The following is a 25,591-nucleotide window of genomic DNA, read 5'->3' on the forward strand; positions in this document are numbered from 1 at the left end:
TTGTCATGTTGAAACATAGACCCACGATTCGCGACCATTCAGCAGAGGCAAATTTATTTGCACGTCGTGCATTTGTGGGTTTTGTTTTTGTATTGGGTTTAGTGGCTATTTTGCTTTCAAACCTATACACCATTCAGGTAGAAGACCACCAAGATTACCAAACTCGCTCGAACGACAACCGCATTAAAGTAATTCCTATTGCCCCCAACCGTGGCCTTATTTACGATAGAAATGGTGTGCTTCTGGCTGAAAACAAACCCGTGTATAACCTTGAGGTTACTCCTGAAGAGGTTGACGATTTAGCTGAGTCACTTGAGCAAGTAAGTAAAATAATTACCATTACTGACCAACAAAAACAAGATTTTTTAAAAGACATAAAACACACTCGCCGTTTTAAATCGCAAGTACTTAAAACCCGTCTAAACGAGTCTGATGTTGCTAAGTTTTCGGTTAATCAGCATAAATTTCCTGGCTTTAGTATTGAAGCCCGCCTAGCCCGTTATTACCCTTACGGTGATACACTCACTCATGCGCTAGGTTATGTAGCCAAACTAAACCGTAAAGAGCTCAATAAGCTTGAGCAAGAAGACCAAGCAACCAATTACCGTGCTACGCACGACATTGGTAAGCTCGGTATAGAAAAATATTACGAACAACTTTTACATGGCCAAGTTGGCTCACAGCGCGTTGAAGTAAACAATCGTGGCCGAATTATCCGCACTTTAAGTTTGACACCGCCACAACCTGGGAGTGATTTAGTACTTACACTTGATGTTGGTTTGCAACAAATAGCACAGCATGCGCTCAAAGATATGCGTGGTGCTATTGTTGTTATGGATGCTAAAGATAGTGGCATACTTGCGCTGTATTCAAACCCAAGTTACGACCCTAACTTATTTGTTCATGGTATCAGTAGTAAAGATTACAAGTCATTACTTAACCCTGACCGCCCCCTTATAAATAGAACAACTCAAGGGCGTTATGCTCCTGCATCTACGGTTAAACCTCTAATGGCTATATTAGCGCTAGAGGAAAACATAGTCACAGAAACAACTTCCGTGTGGGATCCTGGTTTTTTCCAAATCCCAAATGTGGATCACAAATGGCGCGATTGGAAACGTTGGGGTCATGGCCATGTTGATGTATATAAAGCAATTGAAGAGTCGTGCGATACTTATTTTTATGATGCGGCTTATCGATTAGGTATTACAAAAATTAGTGACTTTATGGCGCGTTTTGGCTTTGGTGATTTATCTGGCATTGATATACACGAAGAAACTACCGCTATACTTCCTTCAAAAGAGTGGAAGGAAGGCCGTTTTAAAGAATCGTGGTGGCGCGGTGATACGATTTCTGTTGGTATAGGGCAAGGTTATTGGACGGCCACTCCGATTCAAATAGCGAACGCCACTAATATTTTGGTCAACAAAGGAATTAATCATCCTCCACATTTAGCTCAGGTTGCTAAGAAAGAAGACCACATTTCTCAAATCAATGACGAAGAAAAACCACCAATTATATTAAGTAACCCCGATCATTGGCGTATCGCACTCGATGCAATGCACAATACAGTTAAAAAAGTAACAGGTACTGCGCACCGTGCATTTAAAGGCGCTAATTACGACCCTGCGGGTAAAACCGGTACGGCCCAAGTGGTCAGTATTGCCCAAGGTGAGCGTTATGATGCAAAATCACTAAAAGAGCGTCAACGAGATAACGCTATATACATTGGTTTTGCACCGTATAACAATCCTAAAATTGTCGTATCTATTGTGGTAGAAAACACTGGTGGTGGTAGTTCAGTAGGCGCCCCTATTGCGCGCCAATTAATGGACTACTATTTTGCAACTAACCCTATTGAGCCTGCAGGGAAACAACAATAATGACTGCATTACACGATAAACGCTCCATTTGGATGCGAATGCACCTCGACTTGCCATTACTCGTTGCTTTATTAGTTATGATGGCTGGTAGCATTACCATTGTTTACAGTGCCAGCGGCCAAGATACCGCAATGATGCTCCGCCACATGACTCGTATGGGCGGCGCAATAATTGGCATGGTAATACTTGCCCAGTTTTCACCTGCTACGCTCAAGCGCTTAGTTATTCCGCTTTATTGTGTAGGCTTACTTATGCTGGTTGGCGTGCTTTTATTTGGCGTAAGCTCCAAAGGAGCACAGCGCTGGTTAAATTTAGGGATCACCCGCTTTCAGCCATCAGAATTAATGAAACTTGCAGTGCCTATGATGGTAGCTTGGTATATAGGACGTAATCATCTACCACCTCGTCCAATGCACTTAGTTATTGGTTTTATGATTGTAATGCTCCCTACATTATTAATTAAAGAACAACCCGATTTAGGCACCGCTATACTTATTGCAAGTTCAGGTATATTTGTATTGTTTTTATCTGGTTTAAGTTGGCGTTTAATAGGCTTTTTAAGCTCTATTGTAGCGCTTGCTGCATGGCCATTTTGGCACTACGGTATGCACGATTATCAAAAGCAGCGTGTACTTACCTTTTTAGATCCAGAGAGCGATCCACTTGGTTCGGGCTATCATATTATTCAATCAAAAATTGCTATTGGCTCAGGCGGCATTGAAGGTAAAGGCTGGCTACTTGGTACGCAATCACAGCTAGAGTTTTTACCAGAACGTCACACTGATTTTATATTTTCAGTATTGAGTGAAGAATTTGGCTTATTTGGGGTATGTGTTTTACTCAGCCTGTACTTATTTATTATTGGCCGAGGCTTATATATTGCAGTAAATGCACAAGATGCGTTTGGAAAATTACTTGCAGGGGCGATAACCCTGACCTTCTTTGTATACGTATTTGTAAACATAGGCATGGTATCGGGCTTATTACCCGTTGTAGGTGTACCTTTACCACTCATCAGTTACGGCGGAACATCCATGGTGACGTTAATGGCTGGGTTTGGTATCATCATGTCGATTGCAACGGATAAAAGGATGCTTTTAAAATAATGCGATTTCACGGACAACTTGTATTTATCACATTATTAATAATGTTATTAAGTGCTTGTAGTGGCGGCTCTGGTAGTCGATATCATATGCGACATGATGCAGCACCGCTAAGACCCCCCACTACGCTTGAAATGCAAGATGCAATAGTGACCGAAGTGACTAAAAGTGCCAGCGCTAGTCGCCCATATACGGTGCTTGGTAAAAGCTATTCCCCCATGCTTGATGAAACAGGTTATACCGAAGAAGGCATTGCTTCTTGGTACGGCCGTAAGTTTCATGGCTATCATACATCAAACGGCGAAATCTACGACATGTTTGCTATGACAGCAGCGCACAAAACACTGCCTCTGCCGAGTTTTGTGCGCGTTACAAATACCGAGAATGGCAAGTCAGTTATTGTGCGGGTAAACGACCGAGGTCCTTTTCATGATGATAGAATAATTGATCTTTCGTATGCAGCTGCTTACAAGCTTGGCTATTACACCCATGGTACAGCAAAGGTTAAGTTAGAAGCAGTTACGATAAGTAAGGTAACCCCGCATAGCACCTATATTCAGGTAGCTGCTGGTAGTACATTGATGAATATCGAAGCACTAGCGAGTACATTGCGAGACGAGTACAAATTACCAACAAATATCGTTCATAAAGACGACATTTACAAACTACATTTGGGTCCCATAGAAGACGCTCAACAAGCAGATCAAGTATTAAAAAAATTGAAAAAGAATCAATTTCAAAACGCATTCTTGCTTTACACTCAGCAAGCCCTTTAGAATGGGTAACACAAACTTTTAAACTTTAACCATTAATGAGTATGATGAAATCTATTAAACATAAAATCCTCAAAGGTGTATGCGGCTTCGTTTGTACAGCCGCCATATTCTCAGCCAGCGCACAAATAATTCCGGCACCACCTCAAATTAATGCGAAAGGTTATTTTTTAGTAGACTTTACAACAGGTAAGGTTATTGCTGAAGGTGAAGCTGATACACAGCTTGCACCAGCTAGTTTAACTAAAATGATGACCAGTTATGTAATTGGTACAGAAATTAAAGCGGGTAATATTGCACCAACCGATATGGTTACGGTGAGTGAAAAAGCATGGGCTAAAAACTTTCCAGAATCTTCCAAAATGTTTATTGAAGTTGGCAAACAAATTAGTGTTGATGAGCTTAACCACGGCATCATTATCCAATCAGGTAATGATGCATGTGTAGCAATGGCTGAACACATTGCGGGTAGCGAAAGCGCATTTGCTGATTTAATGAATGCGCATGCAGCTAAATTAGGTATGAGTAACAGTCATTTTATCAACAGCCACGGTCTTGATACAAACGAGCACTACACAACACCACGTGATATGGCGACACTTGGCGCTGCACTTATTCGTGATGTACCAGACGAGTACGCACTTTATAAGCAAAAGTCTTTTACTTACAACGGTATTAAACAGTACAACCGTAACTCATTATTATGGGACGAAAGCCTAGATGTAGATGGTATTAAAACGGGTCACACATCAGAAGCAGGTTACAGTTTAGTGACCTCAGCAACTAAAAATGATATGCGTTTAATTGCTGTAGTTATGGGCACATCAAGCGAACGCGCTCGTAAAGTAGAAAGCAAAAAACTACTTAACTACGGATTTCGCTTTTTTGAAACAATTACACCTTACAAAGCTGGCGATAGCTTTGCAGAGCAGCGTATTTGGATGGGTAACAAAGAAAACGTATCGTTAGGTATTTTAGAAGATACACCAATTACTATTCCACGCGGTCAGCATAAAAACTTAAAAGCTAACTTTGAGCTAGACAATACACTTGAAGCACCACTAGCTAAAGGCACAAAAGTAGGCACACTATTCTTACAACTAGAGGGTGAAGACATTGCACAATACCCACTAGTAACACTTGAAGAAGTGGAAGAAGGCAGCTTCTTTAGCAAAATTTACGACTACTTACGCTTACAAATTATGTAAACGTAAAAATAAACCCACAGTTGTTGGGTTGTCAAACGAAGCGCCTCTATTATGAGGCGTTTTTTTTTGCTTGAAAAATGCTAGAATGCGCCCCATATATGCAACACTGCTAATTGCCTATCTGTATTAAGCTTCGAGCTTTGCATAGAGTCCACACTTTTGTATGAGGAGTCACCGTCGTGGTTCAACCTGTTAAAGATACTAAATTTGATGAGTACCTAGAGTACCCTTGCCCATTCACATTTAAAATCATGGGTCTAGCGAACGTTAATCTAACAGATCAAATTCTAACTAAATTACAACCTATTGCTCCGGGTGATTACGCGCCAAAAGTAAAACCAAGCAGTAAAGGTAATTATGAGTCTGTTACGCTAGTGGCTACGGTTACAAGCGGTAAGCACATTGAAGAAATTTACAACGTGATCAGCAATATCGATGACGTACGTCACATGCTTTAAGCCATAGTTGAGATTTGTTGTGAACGAAAACACCTTGATCGTACGCCAACTAGGCCGTAGGCGTTACATGCCTATTTGGCAAAAAATGCAGGCTTATACCGATACCCGCGATGATAACTCGCCAGACGAAATTTGGCTTGTTGAACACGACAGTGTTTTTACCCAAGGCCAAGCCGGTAAAGATGAGCACTTACTCGCCCCAGGCGACATTGAAGTGATTAAAGTTGATCGTGGCGGCCAAGTAACTTATCACGGCCCAGGCCAACAAATGATGTACGTATTATTTAACCTACGTCGTTTAAAAATTGGTGTACGTGAACTTGTTACCTGGCTTGAAGAGTGCATTATTGAATCTCTCGCTGAGTACGGTATTGATGCATATGCAAAAGCTGACGCGCCAGGTGTTTACGTTAACGACAGCAAAATTGCATCATTAGGTTTAAGAGTTCGCCGTGGCTGCTCGTTTCATGGTTTAGCATTAAATGTTAACATGGACCTAAGCCCGTTTTTACGCATTAACCCATGTGGTTATGCCGGCATGAATATGGTGCAAACGAAAGAATTGAATGGTCCTCAAAACCTACAAAGCGCAGGTGAAGGACTGGTAAAACACATGATAAAGAAGCTTAATGCAACACAGGTTAAGCATACTGAAGGGTTTGAAAACGAATGAATAAACCAGTCAAAATGGAACCAGGCGTAAAACTACGCGACGCAGAAAAAATGGCGTTGATCCCCGTTAAAGTTTTACCAACAGAAAAAACTGAAATGTTGCGCAAGCCTGAGTGGCTTAAAATTCGCTTACCAAAATCAACAGAGCGTATCGACGGTATCAAACAAGCAATGCGTAAGCACGGATTGCACTCAGTATGTGAAGAGGCGTCATGCCCTAACCTATCAGAGTGTTTTAACCACGGTACAGCAACCTTTATGATTTTAGGTGCTATTTGTACTCGTCGTTGCCCGTTTTGTGATGTTGCCCATGGTCGTCCATTAAAACCTGATGCAGCAGAGCCTGAAAAGCTTGCACTAACAATTAAAGACATGAAGCTTAGCTACGTAGTAATTACCTCGGTTGACCGTGATGATTTACGTGATGGCGGCGCACAGCATTTTGCCGATTGTATTCGCGAAATTCGTAAGCACAACCCAACGATTACCATCGAAATTTTAGTGCCAGATTTCCGTGGTCGTATGGACCGTGCGCTTGAAATTTTAATTGAGACACCACCTGATGTGTTTAATCACAACTTAGAAACAGCCCCGCGTTTATACAAACTTGCGCGCCCAGGTGCTGATTACAAATGGTCATTAGAATTACTTCGTCGCTTTAAAGAAGCACACCCAGAAGTAAAAACTAAATCTGGCTTAATGGTTGGTCTAGGTGAAGAAATTAGCGAAATAGAAGAAGTACTTCGTGATTTACGTGCGCATAACGTAGACATGCTTACTGTTGGCCAATACTTACAGCCTTCTAAGCATCACTTACCTGTTAAGCGTTACGTGCCACCAGCAGAGTTTGACGGCTTAAAAGAGTATGCCGATGAAATTGGCTTTACTCATGCAGCCTCTGGCCCGTTTGTTCGTTCAAGCTATCATGCTGACCAACAAGCCGCTGGTAAAGAAGTAAAATAAGTCGTTATTATAAATTAAGGCAAGCCGTTAGTGAACAATAGTCATTAACGGTTTTTTTTGTTGTAGTTTATTACCCATAAGTAATAAGAATAATTGAATCATTTGAATTTTTAATTGCATTTCTTCTAAGTTGAGATGAGATATTATCGTTTAACTCAAGCCAACTAAAGTCCTTATTCCAAGCCTGTTTAAAGCTTTCTCCTCCTTGTGAATTATCCAGAATTTCTTTTAAATCAAGTGTTTTTGAAAAATTATCTTCGTTTACGTCGTAACTTGACCACCCCCTAACTCCCAAGTCAATGTGCTCTAGAAAGCTCGATTTAAATTCGTTAGCTGCGGCTACAAAATCCCCGTTGTCATTTAATTTTTCAGATATAAGACTTTTCTCTTTATCATTAATGGAACCTGTAACTTCTAGCTCACCTGATTGACTGATTGATACCCCCCAGTCTTTATTCGCTAATGATGGTTGTTCGGCCGCTATTTCAGCCATAATATTATCATACTGAGTAAACATTTTTTCAACAGAGTTGGAAACTTCACCACCCGGCATATAAAGATTGACAGTAGCGATTCGAATATTATTTAACGCTTTTTCTTCTGCTTCCCTTGTTGATACAACATTATTTGTTGATATATTCATTGACTTATCATAGGTCGCTTCAGACTCTTTAGGCTGATATTTATGATATGTCCTTAGCTAGTCGATCCATTTCACTATTTATTTGTTCTTTACCATTTACAGGTTTATTAACTTTCACTTCTGAACCGTTCGATATAAACTGCGATGCTAGATTAGTATCATTTGAATTAACTTTCATATCATTTTCCTTGTTCGTTATTTATTACTAGTTCTCGGCAGGTTATTCTCTTACTTTAGTTGCTTGTATGGTCAGTGTTGGTAATTTAGGTAAAATAAACTGCCGAATATTTTCATCCTTTCTAATCACTACTACATATTAATGGGCACCCTACCCCACTAATTTAATACTTGGTAATGGTGCCTTAGCACTGACTAAAGTTAGATTTAATGTTGGCAGCACATGATTAAATATATAAGGCGCACGCTGCATGTGAAACTACGAACTTAACAAAATTGCATGGCTGATATTAGCACTCGCTAAAGTGGGCTTAGCCAGTAGAGCATTCTCAAAAGAAAAATGGCTTAGCGGAATATCTAAAAATGCAGCTGCAGGTATTCCAAGCTCAACAAAATAATTGTTTAGTGTATCGCTCATCCACGCAATCAGTGGTATTAAAATGCACGCAAAAACCTTTAGTGAATAATATTTAGCCCCGGGATTATGCTAATATGCTTGATATAACCGAGCGCATCTGTTTTTCGCTATTACTGCTAACTGTAATTACCGTATTCATTTAGTCGCCCTTCACTACAAAACCAAGCTCTTAAGTTTATACTATTTTTACTGTTCGCAATTTATCGTTAGGTCAATCGGCGTTTACTTGAGATAATCATTACTGAACCCATTATTTAGGTTAAATATGAAACTATTAGTTCGTAACTTGTCTCGTGCTACTACTGAGCATGAGCTTCGTACTTTGTTTGCAGAGCACGGTAAAGTGACTACCTGCAACTTGGTACTTGATAAAGAAACTGGCCAATCTAAAGGTTTTGCCTTTGTAGAAATGCCAAACGACATTGAAAGTAAAAGTGCAATTACTGCACTTAACCAATCTACTGTTGATAAAAGTAAGATCCGCGTGAAATTAGCGGACGCTTAAGTAATAATTTATTACTTAAAGTTAAAAGAACCAGCTTGCGCTGGTTTTTTACTAATGACTGATAGTTAATCTGCAATTGAATGAAAAGTTCTCTATAAAAATTCGACATAGCTGCAGTGCTTCCTTTATATTGAAAGCCTAATTAAATAACTATATGAAGATTATGGCATCTACTCTTTTAAAAAGCGCTAGCCTAAGCCTGCTAGTTGCACTCTTCGGCTGCTCGGAGTCTGCAAGCGAGAAAACCCCATTAGAAAATACAGCTGGTGTAAGCCTTAGCAATATTAAACAACATATTAAAACGCTAGCCTCTGATGACTTTGAAGGCCGTGGTCCGCTTACTCATGGCGAAGTAAAAACAATAGGCTATTTAAGCGAGCAATATAAAGCGCTGGGTTTAACCGGTGCTTATAAGGGTAAATACTTACAGCCTGTAAAAATGGCAATGGTGACAGCTAACCAGGATATGCAGTTAAAGGTAGGTGATTTAAGCTTTGAATCAGGTAAAGACTTTACCGCACGTACCGAGCAACTTCATCCATTAATTGATGTACGCAATTCTGACGTTGTATTTGTTGGCTATGGTATTAATGCACCTGAATACAACTGGAACGATTACGAAAACATTGATGTTGAGGGTAAAACAGTTATCGTATTGGTAAACGACCCTGGATTTGCTACTCAAAATGATGCGCTATTTACGGGTAACGCTATGACCTACTACGGTCGCTGGACTTACAAATACGAAGAAGCCGCACGCCAAGGTGCAAAGGCTGTATTTATCGTTCATGAAACCGCACCTGCGGCATATCCTTGGGGCGTAGTTGAAAGTTCAAACACCGGCACTAAATACACGTTAATGGATAACAACTTAAACGCGTCTAAATTACCGGTTATGGGCTGGCTAACACTTGATGCGACTGAGCAAATGTTTAACGCTGCAAAGCTAAACTATCAAGATTTAAAACAAGCAGCATTAAATGATGACTTTAAAGCGACGCCACTTAACTTAAAAGCAAACCTTGCCTTTAAAAACGAAGTATCGCATGCCAAATCACATAATGTAGTTGCACAAATTACAGGAAGCGAATCACCAAACGAGTACGTGGTTATTAGCGCTCACTGGGACCACTTTGGTACTAAACAAACTGATACTGGCCCTAAAATTTATAACGGCGCGGTAGATAACGCTTCTGGCACAGCAGCAACTCTTGAAATAGCACGTATAATGAGCAAAATGAACAAGCAAAAGCCGTTCAAACGCTCAATTATTTTTGCTAACTTTACAGCAGAAGAAACAGGGTTAATTGGTTCTGAAGAATTTTCATCGGGTGCGGTTGTGCCTACAAAGCAAATGGTCGGTCTATTAAATATTGATGGCATGAACGTGCTTGATGGCACTGACTACATTTTACAATACGGTAAAGATTTATCGACGATGGAAAGCTATTTAGCAAAGGCTGCAAAATCACAAGGCCGTGTTGTTAAAATGGATCCTCGCCCGCAAAATGGCCTGTTTTTTAGATCTGATCATTTCTCGCTTTCTAAGCAAGGCGTGCCTAGTTTATTATTTATGAGCCTGGGCGATACCGACCCTGATTACATTGCGCATAAGTACCATAAAGAAGCAGACGACTACTCAGCTGATTGGTCGTTAGGTGGTGTTAAGCAAGATATAGATCTTATTGTTGATATAGCAACACAGCTTGCAAACAATGGCGATTGGCCAAAGTGGACGAGCGAGTCTGACTTTAAAGCCAAACGCGCGCAAGATAAGCAATAAATCACTATTAAATAGTTATGTAATATAAAAATCCTCCTACTCGGAGGATTTTTGTTTTAAACGAGCGCGCATTAGTAGCGTTTCGGCCTTTGCCCCTAAATAAACATAAATAGCCAGCGCGATTAAAAGCCCTACCACTGCCAGCATCATCGCTATTGCAGGCATTAAATATTCAGCCTGCCCCAGCGCCGCTTTAAACATAGTTAACAGCGCCTCAATTGATATAGCAATAAGCACGGTTGATATAAACCGTGTAATAGTGCGCCGCGTAGATGAGTGCCTAAAAATATCCTTATGCATAAGGATTTCTTCTTCGAGTATTGTTTTACCTAAATCGAATACTGCTAATGCCAAGGTGATGTAAATAATGATACTAAAGGGTTCAAGTGGGTCTGATGAGGTATCTACATGGGTTAATAGCGCGTATATATCATTAAAAACGATATTCAGTAAAAATAATACTAAGCAAAATAAGCACGCAACAATAATACCGTAACCCGCTTTGAAGTAAGGCGACATATTAGCGCGAGCAGTATCACCCATTACAAACTCAATAAGCTGCGTTAAGCTCACATCAACGACCAAATAATGTTGATTATTAATTGGTTTTTTTAGCTCTTTAATCGCCGATATACATAAATGGTTAGTCGCTATAGAAATGTAGGGATCAGTAAAGCACACTTTATCACTTGCTTTAGCGTTCAAAAAATAGGGTCGCTCGCTTAAATCTTGTTGATTACCACTTTTACATAATTTTTTGCTATATGCGCGTTTAAAGCAGACATTATTACCCTGCTGCAAACCCTCTGCATTCAAACAATATTGTAATTCTAAAAATGGGTACTGCTTAATCAGGTAGCAGGTATCACGCTCTTTAGTTAATCCGTCCTCAATACTCATCAAAATAGATTCAAGTAAGCTATGTATTACATGCTCATATTCGTGGTAGCGCTCAACACTACTGATATAACTCATTCTCGCCATACATTTATACTCATAAATTCGCTTTATAAGTAGCTAAGCAAGTTTAAAACCAAGTATTAAACTAAAATAAAATCATAAGCTTACAGGTATAATGAATTAAATGTTGCACTGTTTTGGTGAAAAAAAGCTTACTAATATTTTTTAATGCACAAAAAAGCAGCTAAGTATTAATTACTTAGCTGCTTTGTGAGTATGATTAATAAGGTTTAAACTCGGCTCAAATATAGAGCCTGTTACTGAACCTTTGAAAACTCTTCTTTAGATAACTCGCTATTTCCATCTGCATCTAATTGATCAAAAAGCTGTACTAGTTGCGAGTTTACTTGGGCTTCTGTTTTACTAATTACGCCGTCGCCATCAGTATCAAAAGAATCAAAATCTACCGCAGCAAACGCCGCTGAAGAAGAAGCAAGGGCTACAAGTACTAGAGTTTTGTGTAATGTTTTCATAATTGTTTCCTTAGGCTTTGAGCCTGATTAGGGGTGAAAAGTCCTTTTCAAAGATCCTTTAGGAGTAAAGTGTCTATAAATTAATATTCAAAAAAATCATTTTCTGTCGGGCCACCGCTACTTTGAATATTCAGCTCGTCAAATTGATCTATCACTTGCACTGACTCTTCAGAGCGGCTAATTGAAGCGTTGTCGTCTGAATTGAGTGTTTCAAAGTGTGTACTTGCCAATACTACTGACGAAGAAACAACAGCCATAAGTACAAATGTTGATTGTAGCTTTTTCATAATTTAATCCTTCAAAAGTATGCAGTGTCCTAAATAAATTTGCTCTATAGTACTATCTAGTCACTTCCTGGTTATTCTTTTTGATAGGCTCCCTTGCCTACTTAGGTTGTCTTTGGCAACTCAGAATTTAGATAACATAACAGAGCATTAACTGTTTAAGGCTTTAATTTTAGGCCTTAGAAAACTCATCTTCAGATAGCTCACCATCTTGGTTTGTATCGAGATCTTCAAATTTACTTAAAAGCTCAGCATCTACTGAAGCTTCGGCTAGGCTGATTGCGCCACTACCATCTACGTCTAGCGTATCAAAATCTGTTGCTGCAAAAGCCGCTGATGAAGAAGCTAGCGCCATTAGTACTAATGTTGATTGAAATGTTTTCATAATAGTATTCCTTCATTGGGTTGTTGCGATTAAGGCCTTTGGCTTTCATCACATTTTGCTTAATACACACTAGGTAGTACAACTTCGGTGCCACTTTTTATTTATTATTTAAAAACAGTAGGTTAAATAACATAAAGCGAGAAAAGCTTAATTTGGAGAGATGTTTTTGTTGCTTTTTAGCAACAGTCATTTAACTAGAAATAATTAATCAATATAAATCAACAAGTTAAGTTTTATTAAAAAGACACACTTTAGCTAAAAAGCCGATAAGGGGAGCGTTTGGCTTAGTCTTCAAAATAAACTGAATATGAACATGGAAATGACATAGGATTTATTCGCTGCTATTAAATAATTAACTCATTTAAAATTATATAGTTATATTATTTTTTGAGATTTATTATAAAAATTTTGGAAGGATATTTTAAAATTAACTGTTTTGTTGCCAAATGGCGAAATTATCTAGAAAGGTTACAATGTGAAAACTAATCTGTAGCATTCAACTCATGATTTAATGCGTTGTAAAATATAGGCTCGCTTAAGTTAAGCAAACCTATATCGTGTGCCAGCTATCTGCAAAAGTGCCACTATTTGAGGGAGGTAAATTATATAGATTTTAACTACTTCCACCCTTGTAGCCACTTTTGGTCATCTTTTAAATCTCGCCAACTAATTGGATATTGATTTTTTGACATAACAGCCTCGGTAATGCACTCAATTACATTGCCATCTTCATCAAATTCCACCTCAACAATAATAAAGTGCTTTTCTTTATTTATAGCAGGTGTTGCGGTCCATTTACTATGTAATAATTTTTTAGGGTTTAATTTATTCACTTAATATAGCACTCCTACTCAAAACTTATATTAGGCAACGATACGACCCCAGCACCTACTTAGTTCAGATTACTGCGCAACTAACTTGCCCTTATACATTTGCATCTGGCAATGAAAGTCATATTCACCAGCTTCAAGCGCAGGTAGTTTAACTATATTACTATCACCCATTGTAAGAGCTTTACTTATATCAAGCTGTGAAAATATCACTGTTTCGGCGCACGGCGCGCTGTCTTTTCTATCAAAGGTAAGTACGACCTCTTTATTAGCTGCCACTTTAATGTGTCCAGGTTTATAAACACCGTTATCAACAACTATCGTTACTTTGTTGTTATCACTTTGTGTTTGCTTTGGTTTATATAGCCAAAACCAATAAATAATTGCGGCTATTAACAGTGCACCAGCTATATTAATCATCAACATAATGTACTCCTTAGCTTAAATTACGCTTTATTTGGTTTGAAAAAACGTAAGCGATTAGCGTTACTTACCACTGTAAGCGATGAAAGTGCCATAGCTGCACCTGCAACAACAGGGTTAAGTAGTATGCCAAAAAATGGATACAACACGCCGGCTGCAATCGGAATACCCGCCACGTTATAAATAAAGGCACCAAATAGGTTTTGTTTAATATTTGAAATAGTTGCATTACTCACTGCAATTGCATCAGCAAGGCCATGGAGCGATCCACGCATTAAGGTAATGTCTGCACTTTCTATTGCTACATCAGTACCTGTACCAATTGCAAAGCCTACATCGGCTTGCGCAAGTGCGGGAGCATCGTTAATACCGTCACCTGTCATACCCACTATTTCACCGTTTGCTTGGCGTTTTGTTACTTCGTTTACTTTGTCATCGGGCATTACTTCTGCAATAAAGTCATCAATACCAACTTGCTTAGCAACAGCTTGTGCAGTGGCTTTGTTGTCACCGGTTAGCATAACGAGGTGGATACCTTTATCTTGCAGGCGTTTAATAGCTTCAGTTGAATCCTCTTTAATAGGATCCGCTACTGCAATTAAAGCCATTAGCTTATTATTACTTGCAAAATACATGGGTGTTTTAGCATGACTTGCAAGGGTTTGCGCTTGATCGGTTGCATCATCAACGGCTACATTGTATTTATCCATTAGCGCTTTATTGCCAAACAACAATGTTTGCCCATCAACACTGCCAGTGACACCTTTACCAGTAATCGCATCAAAATCAGCTACGTTACTTAACGTCAAATCCTGCTTTTTAGCATATGCAGTTATTGCTTGGGCCAGTGGATGCTCTGAGCTACTTTCAAGGCTTGCAACACGTTGCATTACAGTATTCTCATCACTGTTGTTAAACGTAACTACATCGGTAACTTGCGGTGTGCCTTGAGTAATAGTGCCTGTTTTATCTAAAATCATGGTGGTGATTTTAGAGGTTGTTTGCAGCGATTCACCATTTCTAATTAATATTCCCGACTCTGCGGCTTTACCAATCCCCACCATAACCGACATGGGCGTTGCTAAGCCTAATGCACAAGGACACGCAATAATAAGTACCGTGGTTATTGCAACAACGGCATAAGCAATTGATGGATCAGGTCCAAAGTTTAACCATGCAAGCCCTGCCAGTACTGCAATAATCATCACTGTTGGTACGAATATTCCTGATATAACATCAGCTAAGCGCCCTATCGATGGCTTAGAGTTTTGTGCACGCTTTACCATATTGATAATATTAGCAAGTGTGGTTTCGCTACCAATATAGGTGGCTTTAAATAATAAAGTGCCGCTCTTATTAATACTTCCGGCAACGACTTTGTCGCCCGTTTTTTTGCGGACGGCCATTGGCTCACCAGTAAGCATTGATTCATCAACCGTACTGCTGCCTTCAATAACATCGCCATCCACAGGGATTTTTTCACCCGGGCGTACACGTACTTTGTCATTTTTTACAACATCACTAATGTTGATGTCTAGCGCTTGATCATCGCGAATTACGCGTGCCGTTTTTGGTTGCAGGCCAATTAAGCGTTTAATTGCTTGTGAGGTACGCCCACGTGCTTTTACTTCAAAAGCGAGCCCTAAACTAATTAAACCGATGATCATCGATGATGCTTCAAAATAAACGTGTCTTGCCACTTCTGGTAATAAGCTTGGTGCTATTACTACACACATTGAATATAACCACGCAGTGCCTGTTCCAAGCGCTATCAATGTATCCATATTGGCCGTATGATTTTTAAATGATTGCCATGCACCGTTGTAAAATTGTTTACCTGATATAGCCATAACCACAAGCGTGACTATACCCACTAAAAACCAAGCTATTCGTTGTGTGTCGGTGGTCACACTCATATCAAAAATAAGCCCATATATCATTAACGGCGCACCGACCCCTAACGCTAATATCATATTACGCATTAGCTTTTTATAATGTGCCTCGTCCGACTTTGCTTTTTCATCAAGTGCATCTTGATCAGACTCATTACTCATTGGCTTAGCTGAATAACCAATGTTTTCGACTGCTTTAATAAGCGTACTTTCATAGGCTTTACCTTCTACACGTACAGTACGCTGTGCAAAGTTCATTTCTACGTTTTGCGTGCCTTGCACACTATTGAGGGCTTTTTCTATTTTAGCTACACAACTGCCGCAATTAGCCCCTTCAATAATAAAATCTTGCGCGGTGCTTTTGGTTTTAGTCGTCATTACGCTGCTCCTTATATTCAAAATCCTTTGTTGGTTCAACAAAAGATTCGATTAAACTACATACCTCACTGGCAGTGGCACCATCGGCTACGTTATCCCATTGCTTAAGTGCTGCACGCATTGTGTTTCGTAGTTTTAATGTTTCTTGAAATAGTGCTTCGGTTTCTTCCAGGCGTTTAGTAATGAGTTTACGTGTTAGCGGACAAGGGCAATTACCTTGCTCGGACTCCCCTATTATTTGTTGAATATCTTTAAGTGAGAAACCCAGTTGACGGGAGCTAATAATAAACTTTAAACGCTGCTGGTCTTGCTTTGTATATTCTTGATAACCATTTTCTTCACTGCGTATTGGATTAAGTAACCCTATACGGGTGTAATGTCGAACAGTATCGGCTGTCACATTCATTAAGTTGGCGAGTTTTTTAACATACATAATTTTGCTCCGCCGTGTTTCAATTGCTTCATAATAAACCTAGGTGCAACACATAGGTCAACACTTATTTAATACCAATTAATACGATGACACAAACAACGTTAACTTAAGCTGATATGAAACGTGTAATATCTGGAGGAGATGTAATTCAGAAGAGAAGCGCCTAAGTAAGGCGCATTAATATCAGTTTGATTCGCTACGGCTTTGCTCTAATTCGTCGCTTAGTTGCTGGGCTAGTGTTTGTATTTTAGGCATAGCATCTTTCATTAAGCTTTGTGACATTTGCATAGACTCTTGCATTACAACAGGCATTTTTTTAAGTATTTTTTGGCCTGTATCTGTTTTATAAAACGCTAACATATCGGCAATCTCTTGCTCACTAAAATGCTTGTCGTATACATTGACCATCATTGGCTGCATTTTAGCCCAACTCATCTCAGTTTTTAATACCGTCGTCATATCGCCGTAGTACTTATCAAAAATTGCTTGCTCAGAAGGCTTAACATCCATTTTGCCTGACATGCCTTTTATCATACCTTCAACCTGGTCATACATAGAATCAACCATTGAATCTAAATTCATTACACTAATGAGTTCATCTATTTCTTGCTGCTTAGTACTTTGTTCAGCGTATAAACTACTAGAAAAAATCAGCAATGATAAAAGTAGTACCTTACCCATAATAATATCCTTTCATATACATAATCGATTTATAGTCACATGAATAACTCGTACTGTAAAGAGTACAAGCAATTATTAAAAAGGCCGAATAAAATGAATTTATTCGGCCTTTTATAAATTACTTTTTGCGTTAGTCATCTTCTACATTATCTAGGCCTTTAGTGCCTTCTTTGGCTTTTAGCTTATGATGAATAGCTGACTTTATTAGCATGTAACCACTAATCGGTGCCGTAATTAGTAAAAATATAGTAATGAGTATTTCTTTGACACTTAGGCCATGCCCTGAGTTTGCAAAATAAACCATAGCAGCAATTAACACACTCGCCATGCCCAACGTTGTTGCTTTTGTTGGTCCATGTAAACGCATGAAAAAGTCAGGTAGTTTAATTAAGCCTATTGAGCCAATCAAAATAAACGTACCACCAAATAACAATAATATTGATACAACCCATTCGCTGATCATGTTTTCACCTTATTCAATTATATCGCCACGTAGTAAATACTTACACACTGCAACTGTACTTATAAAGCCGAGCATGGCAATAAGCAGTGCAGCTTCAAAATAAAGCCCTGTGTCCATACTAATGCTATATAAAATAATCAGTGCGATGACGTTAATGTACATAGTATCGAGCGCTAAAACACGGTCAGGCACTGACGGACCGATTATCAATCGCCATAAATTAAGCAATAATGATAAGCCAATCATAGAAAAAACAATGAGTAATACAGTGTCTAACATTGGAATATCTCCTTTAGTGGAGCTTCGTAGCGTTGTTTTATTTGTTTGATAAGTGCTTCTTCATCTTTAAGATCAAGCACATGTATCAGTAAATAGCGTTGCGTTGGCTCTTCACCTTCTGGTAACGATTCCGCAATTGGGTAAACCTCTGCACTCACAGTGCCGGGGGTAAGTGATACACTACTAGCTAATATAGTAATTGGCATGTTGTGAGTTAAATCTATAGGTACTTTTATAAAGGCCGGACGCAGCTTTTTATATGGCCCAAGTATAAGTAAAGCCACCTGTAAATTGGCAATAACAATATCGTAAAGCACAATAAGCAACTGCTTAAACGCTAAGCCAGGCTTTAAAATCAACGGTTGAGGTTCACGAAGTGAAAAGCTTAGTAAGGGTATAAATATAGCAAAAATAGTCGCTAGTACCAGGTGCCCTACCGACATGCTATTATTTAGCAATAACCAAACTATAAATAAAAATAAGCTACGAAATGGCGTTGGTAGCCAACGAAAACGGGCTTGCAATCTCATCACATGCCTCCTTTAAGTACAGCATTAATACCGCTGCTTAGATCATGTAACTGAGTAGCTGCACCTACCGTGTATTCACTAATTGGTCCGCCAAAAATAACGAGTAATGGCGAACATGCAAGTAAACTTATAATTACAATTACCTGCAGCGGGTGAGCATTTTCACAATCTGCGCTTTCACTATTTTTACTTTTATGCTCCCAAAACATACTTGTGCCAGCGCGCGAAAGCGCTACTAACAACGCAAAACTTGTTACTAAATATACCGGCCAAAATAGTAAAGCTTGCTCACTATTTAATGTCGCTTTAAGTATCCAAATTTTACCTACAAAGCCTGATAATGGTGGCATACCAACTACCGTTAAAGCAGCAATAATAAAGCACACACCTAATAAAAATGGCTGTTTAACAGAGCGACCTGCTACTAACCTATCGCCAACTTTACCGCGCTGGATTGCAACTAAATCAGCTAGTAAAAATAGTGCAGCACTAACAAGTGTTGAATGCACTAAATAATATAAAAGTGCAGCAGTGGCATTTACATTTTGTAATGCGATTAGTGCAACCAACGTACCTACCGATACTAATACTAAATTAGAGGTGAGTTTGCGTAAGTCTTGCGCTGCTATCACACCAATTGCACCTACTATAATTGTCGCAATTGCTAAGCCCCAAAGCCAAGGTTGAGCCATATGTTCCAGCGCTCCGGCTTGTTCACCAAATATCACCGTGTAAACACGAAGCATAGCGTAAACACCGACTTTGGTCATAATCGCAAACAATGCAGCAACTACAGGTTTAGCACTTGAATACGTATTTGGAAGCCATAAATGCAGAGGCAAGAGTGCGCCTTTTAAAGCAAATACAATTAATAGTAGTAAGCCGCCTGCTTTTGCTAGATATACATCATCACCTGTAAGTAGTGATACCTTTTGCGTCATATCTGCAATATTAAGCGTACCAAGCACACCGTACAAAATACCCAAACCAATTAAAAATACACTTGAGCCAACTAAATTTAATATTACATATTGCAGTGCGGCGCGAGTGTTTTGCTTATCACCTGCGTGCATTAACAATGCATAAGATGCAATCAGTAAAACTTCAAAAAACACAAATAGGTTAAATAAATCGCCAGTTAGAAACGCGCCATTTACACCTAATATTAAAAAGTGAACAAGTGGGTGATAGAAGCTGCCTTTTTCATCGTCGCCAGCACTACCATATAAAATAGCGCCCAAACCTAAGAATGAAGTTAGCGCAACCAATAAGGTAGACAACATATCGGCTACTAAAACTATTCCAAATGGTGCAGACCAATTACCAATAGCGTAAACGTTAATACCCGTATTAGTAGTATGTACAAGTAAAAGCGTACTAATGGCAAAAGTAGCTATTGCCATTACGATTGAAACTAAGCGGCGAATTTTAACGCTTTTACCACATGGTGGCAGCAATAAAATAACGGCCGTCACCATAGGTAATAAAATAGGTAGCGAAGCTAAATGTTGGATCATTTTTGCTCCTTATAATCTGCAGAGGTGTTAGGCACATAACCATCTACATGGTCGCTACCTAAATCGGCGCGTCCACGTATTGCTAAAATAACCACGAATGCGGTCATCGCAAAACCAATAACAATAGCTGTAAGCACTAAAGCTTGAGGTAATGGATCCGCGTATTCTGTACCAGTACCGAGCACTACCGCTTTATTAATAGTAAGGCGACCCGCTGAAAACAAAAATAAGTTAACAGCATATGAAATCATAGTAAGCCCAAGTACTACAGGAAACGTACGAGCTCTTAATAATAAAAACACACCGCAACTGACCAATACTCCAACGCAAGATGCGTACAATAATTCCATTAAATATTTACCTCTTTTTTCTGGGTATCTGCTGTCATATTACCTAAGCTTGCTAAAATCATTAACGTAGCGCCTACAACCGTTAAGTAAACACCTAAGTCAAATGCAATCGCGCTGGCAAGCTCTGTTTTACCGACAAACGGAATATCAAAGTAGTCAAACCAAGTTGTTAAAAATGGCTTATCGAAGAACCAGCTACCCACACCTGTGAACAGTGATATACCAATGCCTGAAGCTATGATTTTACGATAATTAACATCAAAACGTTCGTTTATCCATGCTGTACCATGCGCCATATATTGCAAAATAAACGCGATTGACGTTACCAGTCCTGCAATAAAGCCACCGCCAGGTAAGTTATGTCCACGTAAGAAAATATATGCAGAAACCAATAACGCAAGCGGTAATAAACTTTGTGAAATACTCGCTAGTAATATTGGATGGCGCTCTCGTGCCCATGGGCGCCCTTCACTGTCACTTGCTGGCATAAATAATGGGATTCGAGAAAGTACTTTAAATATACCTAATGCGGCAATGCCTAATACGGTAATTTCACCAAGCGTATCAAAGCCCCTAAAGTCGACTAAAATAACGTTAACTACGTTAGTTCCACCGCCACCAATTTTAGCGTTAGCAATAAAGAAGTCTGAGATTGAATCTAATGGACGTGTAAGTAACGCATAACAAATACTCGCGATAACTACACCTAACGTAGAAGCTATTGCTAAGTCTCGCAGTACTCGTAATGAACTTGATTCTTTTGGCGTATGCTGAGGTAAGAAAAACAATGCCAGCATAAGTAAAATAATAGTAACAACCTCAACAGTTAACTGTGTAAGCGCTAAATCAGGAGCCGAAAAGCGTGTGAATACAACCGACACCATTAACCCTACGATTGAGAGCATTAACAACGATACCATTCGAGAGCGATGCCAAATAACGGTAGCAAGAGCACCAATAATCAATAAGCCTGCACCAATTGCATTGTGCACATCAACAGGGGTAAGTGGCATACTACCGGCAAGTTGTTGCATTTCAAATAATGGCCAGCTGGCACACAGCAATACTACTGCTAACATAATTACTAGGTAGCGCTGCAGCGATCCATTTTCAATACTGCTTACCTTTGACTGACACCAAGCAATAACGCTTAATATTAAACGTTCAAAGGTTTTTTTAGCGTTCAGAGGTGGTAACGATGCTTGAAATTGAAATAGATATTTACGATTAATATAAATAAATAAACCGCCAGCAATCGCCATTGCACTCATCAGTAGAGGCAAGTTAAATCCGTGCCAGATAGCTAATTCGTACACTGGCATTTCTTTTCCAAGTACAGCTAAAGATGCCGCAGATAAAATGCTATCGATTGTAAAGTGTGGGAACATACCAACCAACAAACAAATTACAACGAGTATCTCTATTGGTACACGCATATAACGTGGCGGTTCGTGCGGCGTACGAGGTAAATCAATTGGTTCACCATTAAAAAACACGTCGTGAATAAAGCGTGCGGAATACGCAACAGCTAATGCACCTGCAACAGTTGCCAATACTGGAATTAACCACGACATAGAACCAAGCACTTGCTGATGCAGCGTTTCTGCAAAAAACATCTCTTTAGACAAGAAACCATTAAGTAATGGAACCCCTGCCATTGCAGCCGCCGCGACCATTGCAAGCGTAGCTGTGTATGGTAAGTATCGCCACATGCCATTTAATTTACGCATATCACGCGTGCCCGTTTCATGATCAATAATACCAACAGCCATAAATAACGACGCTTTAAACGTTGCATGATTAATGATATGAAAAATAGCAGCAACGGTAGCAAGCTCAGTATCAAGCCCTAGTAATAGCGTTATTAAACCCAAATGACTTATTGTTGAATAGGCTAACAGCCCTTTTAAATCATGTTTGAATAATGCTATGTAAGCGCCAAACAATAGCGTTGCTAACCCCGTTAAACCAACGAGCAAGAACCAAGTATCGGTACCAGCTAAAGCAGGGTGAAAACGTGCTAATAGAAATATACCGGCTTTTACCATGGTCGCAGAATGTAGATACGCGCTCACTGGCGTAGGCGCTGCCATTGCATGAGGAAGCCAAAAGTGAAACGGAAATTGTGCCGATTTGGTAAATGCACCTAATAGCACTAATACTAATGCTGCTTCGTATAAGTCGTGAGATTGGATTATTGTTTTACTCGCTAGAATAACATCTAGGTCATAGCTACCAACAATATCACTTAATAGCATAAGGCCTGCAAGTAACGCTAAGCCGCCCGCGCCTGTTACGGCGAGCGCCATACGAGCTCCCTTTCGCGCTTCAGACTTATGCCACCAAAAACTAATTAATAAAAATGAGCTGATGCTCGTTAATTCCCAAAACAACCACAACTGAATAACATTGTTGGACATAACAATGCCAAGCATTGCAGTCATAAACAGCATTAAATAACTGTATAACTTTGCCATTGAATCGTTAGCACTGAGATAGTAACGCGTGTAGAGGATAACTAGTAAGCCGATACCTAAAATCATAAACATAAACAATAGGCTTAGGCCGTCTAACCGCAGAGATAGGTCGAGCCCTATTGACGGGATCCAAGCGAAAGAGTAACGAATGGTTTCGCCCGCTAAAACTGCAGGTGCGTGGTATAAAGTTATTCCCAAAGCAATTAAAGGCGCAAGAGCCGTTAAACTAGTGCTTAAATTGCGGGATAACTTACCTGTGCATGCAGAAATAACACTGCCAATTAAGGATAACAAGGGTATCCAGAGCAAAGTCATAATGTAGGGCCTTTTATAATTATAAGTTTATCAGGGCATCTCTTTTAATACTAAGGGATGCTTTTACTGCCTGTTTTTAAACGACATTAATGACTATAGTTATACTGAAAAACACTGATTTTGTCTATAAAAAGCGGTTCTGTATGGGTGTTTTTTAAACATAAACTAACGATTTATTAAGCCCAAAAAACAATTAATTAATACTGATAGTTGTTAATCTAGTATAGCCTTATTTACAAATGTAAGTGCGCTGGAGTGGCGATAGTATTTACCATTGGTCGTATCTAAATGCTTTAACCAAAGCTCTCTATACTGCGCTGAGAGCCCTAACTGCTGGTATTGCATAATAGACCAGTTTTCACTAGGTTTATATGCAACGCCACCTGCCTGGCAACTCTTTGCTTTATGCCAGCCTTTTGGGGGCGACTCACCGTGAGAAACAAATAAATTAGGTGCCACAAAACCCGTTTTTGCACACAGCCATGCTTGCTTAGTTTTAGGTAGCACATATTCATCTTCAAAATCGTTAAAATGCATCAACTCATGCAAAAACACACTGTATTTTGCCTTTGAGTTTATTAACATGGTCCCTTTCGTAACATTGGCCGTTCCATCTTTGGGCATCATTATTACAAAATCAAAATTGTTAGGAAGCTGGTTATTGAGTTTAGCTGATTGCCAGTCACATTTTGCTATTTGATTAGTGCTACTTTTACACTCCAGCATACCTGCAACGTAAACCGGTTTTGAAAAACAAAAAATACTTTCACGGGGCTCTGGTTGTTTATTATAAGTATTAATAAACTCGGTGAGTTTATATAAGCCACTACGATGATCGCTCATAGTCAGCACGTTAAACATGCATTGCTTATTAGGTTTACTTATATTTATTAAAGATGAAAAACCAAGATTGTGAATAAACTCAGTAGATATTTTACTCTGTGGTGTTTTTAAATGAAGCTTTAGATGATTTAGCGCATCCCCTGCTGGTAATTTGTTTTTACTAGCGAGTAACTTTAAATCGCTCCAGCGTGAATGCTTAAGCAACCTTGCTGCTAATATTGTACGCTCTGAAATTGTTAATTCATTTATTGCTCGGAGCCAAAATTGTTTTGCAGTATCGCTCTGGCCGCTTTTAATAAGCTTAAGAGAATACATATATTGCGCTGAGGAAATTTGATTGCGAGCGAGTATAGCTAAAGAGCTATTTGGTAACTGCTCTAAGTGAGCAGAAAAATAACCAGGTGATTTCCAATAACTTTGTAGCACATTAGCTTTTGCGTTTAAAACATGCCAAAAGCTAATAGCGCCTAGGTGATTACCCGAGCTTGTAATTAACAAACAACATAGTAATACACCTATAAATTTAAAACCCTTAACTTGCGTCAACACCTTCCATCAACTCAAGTTCTAAACGAGCATATTTGTATTCAATAAACTCGTGTACATTAGTTGCTAGCGCAAGCCTAAAATAGTCTGATGCTAAATACAGCTCACCTGCAGCTTGATGCATTTTGGCTAAGTAAAAATAAGCTTCGCATAAACGCTGCGCATATTCTTGCTCAGTTCTAACACCATCACTAATGCCAGATAAAAATGTATGTTCACTCATATCACCGGTATAAAGTGAAATTAGCTGGTACGCCCATTCTGATTCATCAAGTGCTGTAGCATTAACTTTAAGTGCTTCGAGAGCTTTCTTATTATCTTCTTTAGCTTCAGCCAAATAAACCCACAAAACACGATATGGGTCGCTTGGAGAATGTGTTAAAAATTCATTAAAATCGTTCTTGGCTAGGCTAGCTCTATCACCATAGTATAGCGCAATTCCTCTATTTAAATAAGCATATTCATGCCCTTCATCAAGCTCCAGAGCAGAGTCAAAAAACTCATAAGCTTTTTCATATTGCTGCATAAGCGTATGTTGAATACCTAAAAAATTATACACTTCAGCCAAGTCAGGTTTGAATTTTATAGCGCGATTAAAATCAATACGCGAGAGAGTAGTCATGCCCAAGCTATCGAAAAGTACACCGCGGTCATAATAAAGCTTAGCTTGCTGTTCTTCGGTTAAGTCAGCCCTGTTTAATAACTCAGAGTAACGCGCTATGGCAATTTCACTTCTAAAGTCAGAGGCTAACGGGGCAGTAAATGGCACATTAACAATCGGAGTTGGCTCTGATTCTGTTGTAGTTTGGCACGCGCTTAAAGAAAAAATTACAAAAGATGCCAAAGCTAAATGTTTGAGTATCATTAAAATCCTTAATACCAAGATATATCGCAATAAAAATAAGACAGGCCTTGTCTAATAAGGTTTCATTAAAGCATAAAAAAA

At 39.2% G+C, this 25,591-nt stretch carries 29 protein-coding genes; 9 read left to right on the top strand and 20 right to left on the bottom strand.

Annotated features, from left to right (window positions below):
- The first annotated feature begins 5 nt into the window (after nt 1-5).
- From mrdA to lipA, 7 genes are all read left to right on the top strand, one after another.
- The gene (gene mrdA / locus V6260_RS10570) at nt 6-1,883 is read left to right on the top strand and encodes a penicillin-binding protein 2 (protein ID WP_341594033.1); all 1,878 of its coding nucleotides are present in this window, start codon (nt 6-8) and stop codon (nt 1,881-1,883) included.
- Nucleotides 1,883-2,989, top strand: coding sequence for a rod shape-determining protein RodA (rodA, locus tag V6260_RS10575; protein WP_341594034.1), 1,107 nt, complete (start codon nt 1,883-1,885; stop codon nt 2,987-2,989). The genes mrdA and rodA overlap by 1 nt, the downstream gene beginning before the upstream one ends.
- On the top strand, nt 2,989-3,762 hold the full coding sequence (locus V6260_RS10580; protein ID WP_341594035.1) for a septal ring lytic transglycosylase RlpA family protein: 774 nt from the start codon (nt 2,989-2,991) through the stop codon (nt 3,760-3,762). Before rodA ends, V6260_RS10580 begins: the two co-directional genes overlap by 1 nt.
- Before the next feature lie 44 nt (nt 3,763-3,806).
- Nucleotides 3,807-4,967 carry a serine hydrolase gene (locus V6260_RS10585; protein WP_341594036.1) on the top strand — a complete coding sequence of 387 codons (1,161 nt, stop codon included), beginning with the start codon at nt 3,807-3,809 and terminating at the stop codon, nt 4,965-4,967.
- A gap of 179 nt (nt 4,968-5,146) precedes the next feature.
- On the top strand, nt 5,147-5,425 hold the full coding sequence (ybeD, locus tag V6260_RS10590) for a DUF493 family protein YbeD (RefSeq protein WP_058547429.1): 279 nt from the start codon (nt 5,147-5,149) through the stop codon (nt 5,423-5,425).
- 19 nt (nt 5,426-5,444) lie between these two features.
- The gene (gene lipB / locus V6260_RS10595; RefSeq protein ID WP_341594037.1) at nt 5,445-6,098 is read left to right on the top strand and encodes a lipoyl(octanoyl) transferase LipB; all 654 of its coding nucleotides are present in this window, start codon (nt 5,445-5,447) and stop codon (nt 6,096-6,098) included.
- Nucleotides 6,095-7,060, top strand: a complete 966-nt coding sequence (lipA, locus tag V6260_RS10600) for a lipoyl synthase (RefSeq protein ID WP_058547427.1) — start codon at nt 6,095-6,097, stop codon at nt 7,058-7,060. Before lipB ends, lipA begins: the two co-directional genes overlap by 4 nt.
- A gap of 70 nt (nt 7,061-7,130) precedes the next feature.
- Here lipA and V6260_RS10605 read toward each other — a convergent pair whose 3' ends face one another.
- The 3 genes from V6260_RS10605 to V6260_RS10615 form a co-directional block, all read right to left on the bottom strand.
- The gene (locus V6260_RS10605) at nt 7,131-7,703 is read right to left on the bottom strand and encodes a hypothetical protein (protein WP_341594038.1); all 573 of its coding nucleotides are present in this window, start codon (nt 7,701-7,703) and stop codon (nt 7,131-7,133) included.
- Nucleotides 7,704-7,743: 40 nt separating this feature from the next.
- Complete coding sequence (locus tag V6260_RS10610) at nt 7,744-7,881, bottom strand: hypothetical protein (RefSeq protein WP_341594039.1); 138 nt, start codon at nt 7,879-7,881, stop codon at nt 7,744-7,746.
- A 258-nt stretch (nt 7,882-8,139) separates the two neighbouring features.
- Entirely contained in the window at nt 8,140-8,298 is a 159-nt protein-coding gene (locus V6260_RS10615; RefSeq protein ID WP_341594040.1) for a hypothetical protein, read from the bottom strand.
- A 265-nt stretch (nt 8,299-8,563) separates the two neighbouring features.
- On the opposite strand from V6260_RS10615, the gene V6260_RS10620 reads away from it, so the two are divergent.
- Both V6260_RS10620 and V6260_RS10625 read left to right on the top strand, forming a co-directional pair.
- Nucleotides 8,564-8,803 carry an RNA recognition motif domain-containing protein gene (locus V6260_RS10620; RefSeq protein ID WP_002958513.1) on the top strand — a complete coding sequence of 80 codons (240 nt, stop codon included), beginning with the start codon at nt 8,564-8,566 and terminating at the stop codon, nt 8,801-8,803.
- Between the two features lie 163 nt (nt 8,804-8,966).
- Nucleotides 8,967-10,586 (top strand): M28 family metallopeptidase, encoded by a 1,620-nt coding sequence (locus V6260_RS10625; RefSeq protein ID WP_341594041.1) that lies wholly within the window; start codon nt 8,967-8,969, stop codon nt 10,584-10,586.
- A 36-nt stretch (nt 10,587-10,622) separates the two neighbouring features.
- On the opposite strand, the gene V6260_RS10630 is transcribed toward V6260_RS10625, so the two are convergent.
- The 17 genes from V6260_RS10630 to nlpI form a co-directional block, all read right to left on the bottom strand.
- Complete coding sequence (locus tag V6260_RS10630; protein ID WP_341594042.1) at nt 10,623-11,570, bottom strand: EAL-associated domain-containing protein; 948 nt, start codon at nt 11,568-11,570, stop codon at nt 10,623-10,625.
- A gap of 233 nt (nt 11,571-11,803) precedes the next feature.
- Nucleotides 11,804-12,019: a calmodulin gene (locus V6260_RS10635; RefSeq protein WP_341594043.1), complete on the bottom strand. Its 216-nt coding sequence runs from the start codon at nt 12,017-12,019 to the stop codon at nt 11,804-11,806.
- A gap of 80 nt (nt 12,020-12,099) precedes the next feature.
- Nucleotides 12,100-12,306: a calmodulin gene (locus V6260_RS10640; RefSeq protein ID WP_341594044.1), complete on the bottom strand. Its 207-nt coding sequence runs from the start codon at nt 12,304-12,306 to the stop codon at nt 12,100-12,102.
- 169 nt (nt 12,307-12,475) lie between these two features.
- Nucleotides 12,476-12,688, bottom strand: coding sequence for a calmodulin (locus V6260_RS10645; RefSeq protein ID WP_341594045.1), 213 nt, complete (start codon nt 12,686-12,688; stop codon nt 12,476-12,478).
- A 617-nt stretch (nt 12,689-13,305) separates the two neighbouring features.
- A complete protein-coding gene (locus tag V6260_RS10650) occupies nt 13,306-13,521 on the bottom strand; it encodes a TIGR02450 family Trp-rich protein (RefSeq protein ID WP_341594046.1) in 216 nt (71 codons plus the stop codon).
- Between the two features lie 69 nt (nt 13,522-13,590).
- The gene (locus V6260_RS10655) at nt 13,591-13,944 is read right to left on the bottom strand and encodes a cupredoxin domain-containing protein (protein WP_341594047.1); all 354 of its coding nucleotides are present in this window, start codon (nt 13,942-13,944) and stop codon (nt 13,591-13,593) included.
- Between the two features lie 20 nt (nt 13,945-13,964).
- Nucleotides 13,965-16,211, bottom strand: a complete 2,247-nt coding sequence (locus V6260_RS10660) for a heavy metal translocating P-type ATPase (protein ID WP_341594048.1) — start codon at nt 16,209-16,211, stop codon at nt 13,965-13,967.
- The gene (locus tag V6260_RS10665; protein ID WP_341594049.1) at nt 16,201-16,644 is read right to left on the bottom strand and encodes a MerR family transcriptional regulator; all 444 of its coding nucleotides are present in this window, start codon (nt 16,642-16,644) and stop codon (nt 16,201-16,203) included. The genes V6260_RS10660 and V6260_RS10665 overlap by 11 nt, the downstream gene beginning before the upstream one ends.
- 183 nt (nt 16,645-16,827) lie before the next feature.
- On the bottom strand, nt 16,828-17,325 hold the full coding sequence (locus V6260_RS10670) for a DUF2059 domain-containing protein (protein ID WP_341594050.1): 498 nt from the start codon (nt 17,323-17,325) through the stop codon (nt 16,828-16,830).
- Nucleotides 17,326-17,455: 130 nt separating this feature from the next.
- Nucleotides 17,456-17,788, bottom strand: a complete 333-nt coding sequence (locus V6260_RS10675; protein WP_341594051.1) for a Na+/H+ antiporter subunit G — start codon at nt 17,786-17,788, stop codon at nt 17,456-17,458.
- A 9-nt stretch (nt 17,789-17,797) separates the two neighbouring features.
- On the bottom strand, nt 17,798-18,067 hold the full coding sequence (locus tag V6260_RS10680; RefSeq protein ID WP_007378493.1) for a K+/H+ antiporter subunit F: 270 nt from the start codon (nt 18,065-18,067) through the stop codon (nt 17,798-17,800).
- Entirely contained in the window at nt 18,061-18,597 is a 537-nt protein-coding gene (locus tag V6260_RS10685; RefSeq protein WP_341594052.1) for a Na+/H+ antiporter subunit E, read from the bottom strand. The genes V6260_RS10680 and V6260_RS10685 overlap by 7 nt, the downstream gene beginning before the upstream one ends.
- Nucleotides 18,597-20,114 carry a monovalent cation/H+ antiporter subunit D gene (locus tag V6260_RS10690; RefSeq protein ID WP_341594053.1) on the bottom strand — a complete coding sequence of 506 codons (1,518 nt, stop codon included), beginning with the start codon at nt 20,112-20,114 and terminating at the stop codon, nt 18,597-18,599. Before V6260_RS10690 ends, V6260_RS10685 begins: the two co-directional genes overlap by 1 nt.
- Entirely contained in the window at nt 20,111-20,464 is a 354-nt protein-coding gene (locus tag V6260_RS10695) for a Na+/H+ antiporter subunit C (RefSeq protein ID WP_341594054.1), read from the bottom strand. The genes V6260_RS10690 and V6260_RS10695 overlap by 4 nt, the downstream gene beginning before the upstream one ends.
- Nucleotides 20,464-23,256: a monovalent cation/H+ antiporter subunit A gene (locus tag V6260_RS10700; RefSeq protein WP_341594055.1), complete on the bottom strand. Its 2,793-nt coding sequence runs from the start codon at nt 23,254-23,256 to the stop codon at nt 20,464-20,466. Before V6260_RS10700 ends, V6260_RS10695 begins: the two co-directional genes overlap by 1 nt.
- Before the next feature lie 213 nt (nt 23,257-23,469).
- On the bottom strand, nt 23,470-24,645 hold the full coding sequence (locus V6260_RS10705; protein WP_341594056.1) for a hypothetical protein: 1,176 nt from the start codon (nt 24,643-24,645) through the stop codon (nt 23,470-23,472).
- Nucleotides 24,632-25,510: a lipoprotein NlpI gene (gene nlpI / locus V6260_RS10710; protein WP_341594057.1), complete on the bottom strand. Its 879-nt coding sequence runs from the start codon at nt 25,508-25,510 to the stop codon at nt 24,632-24,634. The genes V6260_RS10705 and nlpI overlap by 14 nt, the downstream gene beginning before the upstream one ends.
- Nucleotides 25,511-25,591: the final 81 nt, after the last annotated feature.

The sequence above is a fragment of the Pseudoalteromonas aliena genome, assembly GCF_038155085.1.
GTDB lineage: Bacteria > Pseudomonadota > Gammaproteobacteria > Enterobacterales > Alteromonadaceae > Pseudoalteromonas > Pseudoalteromonas aliena_A.

Bases quoted from the DNA above. Each gene is read 5' to 3' on its own strand.
- V6260_RS10615 (WP_341594040.1), bottom strand. From the start codon at position 8,298: ATGAGCGATACACTAAACAATTATTTTGTTGAGCTTGGAATACCTGCA.
- V6260_RS10610 (WP_341594039.1), bottom strand. From the start codon at position 7,881: ATGAAAGTTAATTCAAATGATACTAATCTAGCATCGCAGTTTATATCG.
- nlpI (WP_341594057.1), bottom strand. From the start codon at position 25,510: ATGATACTCAAACATTTAGCTTTGGCATCTTTTGTAATTTTTTCTTTA.
- V6260_RS10640 (WP_341594044.1), bottom strand. From the start codon at position 12,306: ATGAAAAAGCTACAATCAACATTTGTACTTATGGCTGTTGTTTCTTCG.
- V6260_RS10630 (WP_341594042.1), bottom strand. From the start codon at position 11,570: ATGGCGAGAATGAGTTATATCAGTAGTGTTGAGCGCTACCACGAATAT.
- V6260_RS10585 (WP_341594036.1), top strand. From the start codon at position 3,807: ATGAAATCTATTAAACATAAAATCCTCAAAGGTGTATGCGGCTTCGTT.
- V6260_RS10700 (WP_341594055.1), bottom strand. From the start codon at position 23,256: ATGACTTTGCTCTGGATACCCTTGTTATCCTTAATTGGCAGTGTTATT.
- V6260_RS10605 (WP_341594038.1), bottom strand. From the start codon at position 7,703: ATGAATATATCAACAAATAATGTTGTATCAACAAGGGAAGCAGAAGAA.
- V6260_RS10670 (WP_341594050.1), bottom strand. From the start codon at position 17,325: ATGGGTAAGGTACTACTTTTATCATTGCTGATTTTTTCTAGTAGTTTA.
- V6260_RS10685 (WP_341594052.1), bottom strand. From the start codon at position 18,597: ATGAGATTGCAAGCCCGTTTTCGTTGGCTACCAACGCCATTTCGTAGC.
- V6260_RS10690 (WP_341594053.1), bottom strand. From the start codon at position 20,114: ATGATCCAACATTTAGCTTCGCTACCTATTTTATTACCTATGGTGACG.
- V6260_RS10665 (WP_341594049.1), bottom strand. From the start codon at position 16,644: ATGTATGTTAAAAAACTCGCCAACTTAATGAATGTGACAGCCGATACT.
- V6260_RS10675 (WP_341594051.1), bottom strand. From the start codon at position 17,788: ATGATCAGCGAATGGGTTGTATCAATATTATTGTTATTTGGTGGTACG.
- V6260_RS10680 (WP_007378493.1), bottom strand. From the start codon at position 18,067: ATGTTAGACACTGTATTACTCATTGTTTTTTCTATGATTGGCTTATCA.
- V6260_RS10620 (WP_002958513.1), top strand. From the start codon at position 8,564: ATGAAACTATTAGTTCGTAACTTGTCTCGTGCTACTACTGAGCATGAG.
- V6260_RS10580 (WP_341594035.1), top strand. From the start codon at position 2,989: ATGCGATTTCACGGACAACTTGTATTTATCACATTATTAATAATGTTA.
- mrdA (WP_341594033.1), top strand. From the start codon at position 6: ATGTTGAAACATAGACCCACGATTCGCGACCATTCAGCAGAGGCAAAT.
- V6260_RS10655 (WP_341594047.1), bottom strand. From the start codon at position 13,944: ATGTTGATGATTAATATAGCTGGTGCACTGTTAATAGCCGCAATTATT.
- rodA (WP_341594034.1), top strand. From the start codon at position 1,883: ATGACTGCATTACACGATAAACGCTCCATTTGGATGCGAATGCACCTC.
- V6260_RS10625 (WP_341594041.1), top strand. From the start codon at position 8,967: ATGGCATCTACTCTTTTAAAAAGCGCTAGCCTAAGCCTGCTAGTTGCA.
- V6260_RS10635 (WP_341594043.1), bottom strand. From the start codon at position 12,019: ATGAAAACATTACACAAAACTCTAGTACTTGTAGCCCTTGCTTCTTCT.
- lipA (WP_058547427.1), top strand. From the start codon at position 6,095: ATGAATAAACCAGTCAAAATGGAACCAGGCGTAAAACTACGCGACGCA.
- V6260_RS10660 (WP_341594048.1), bottom strand. From the start codon at position 16,211: ATGACGACTAAAACCAAAAGCACCGCGCAAGATTTTATTATTGAAGGG.
- V6260_RS10645 (WP_341594045.1), bottom strand. From the start codon at position 12,688: ATGAAAACATTTCAATCAACATTAGTACTAATGGCGCTAGCTTCTTCA.
- V6260_RS10695 (WP_341594054.1), bottom strand. From the start codon at position 20,464: ATGGAATTATTGTACGCATCTTGCGTTGGAGTATTGGTCAGTTGCGGT.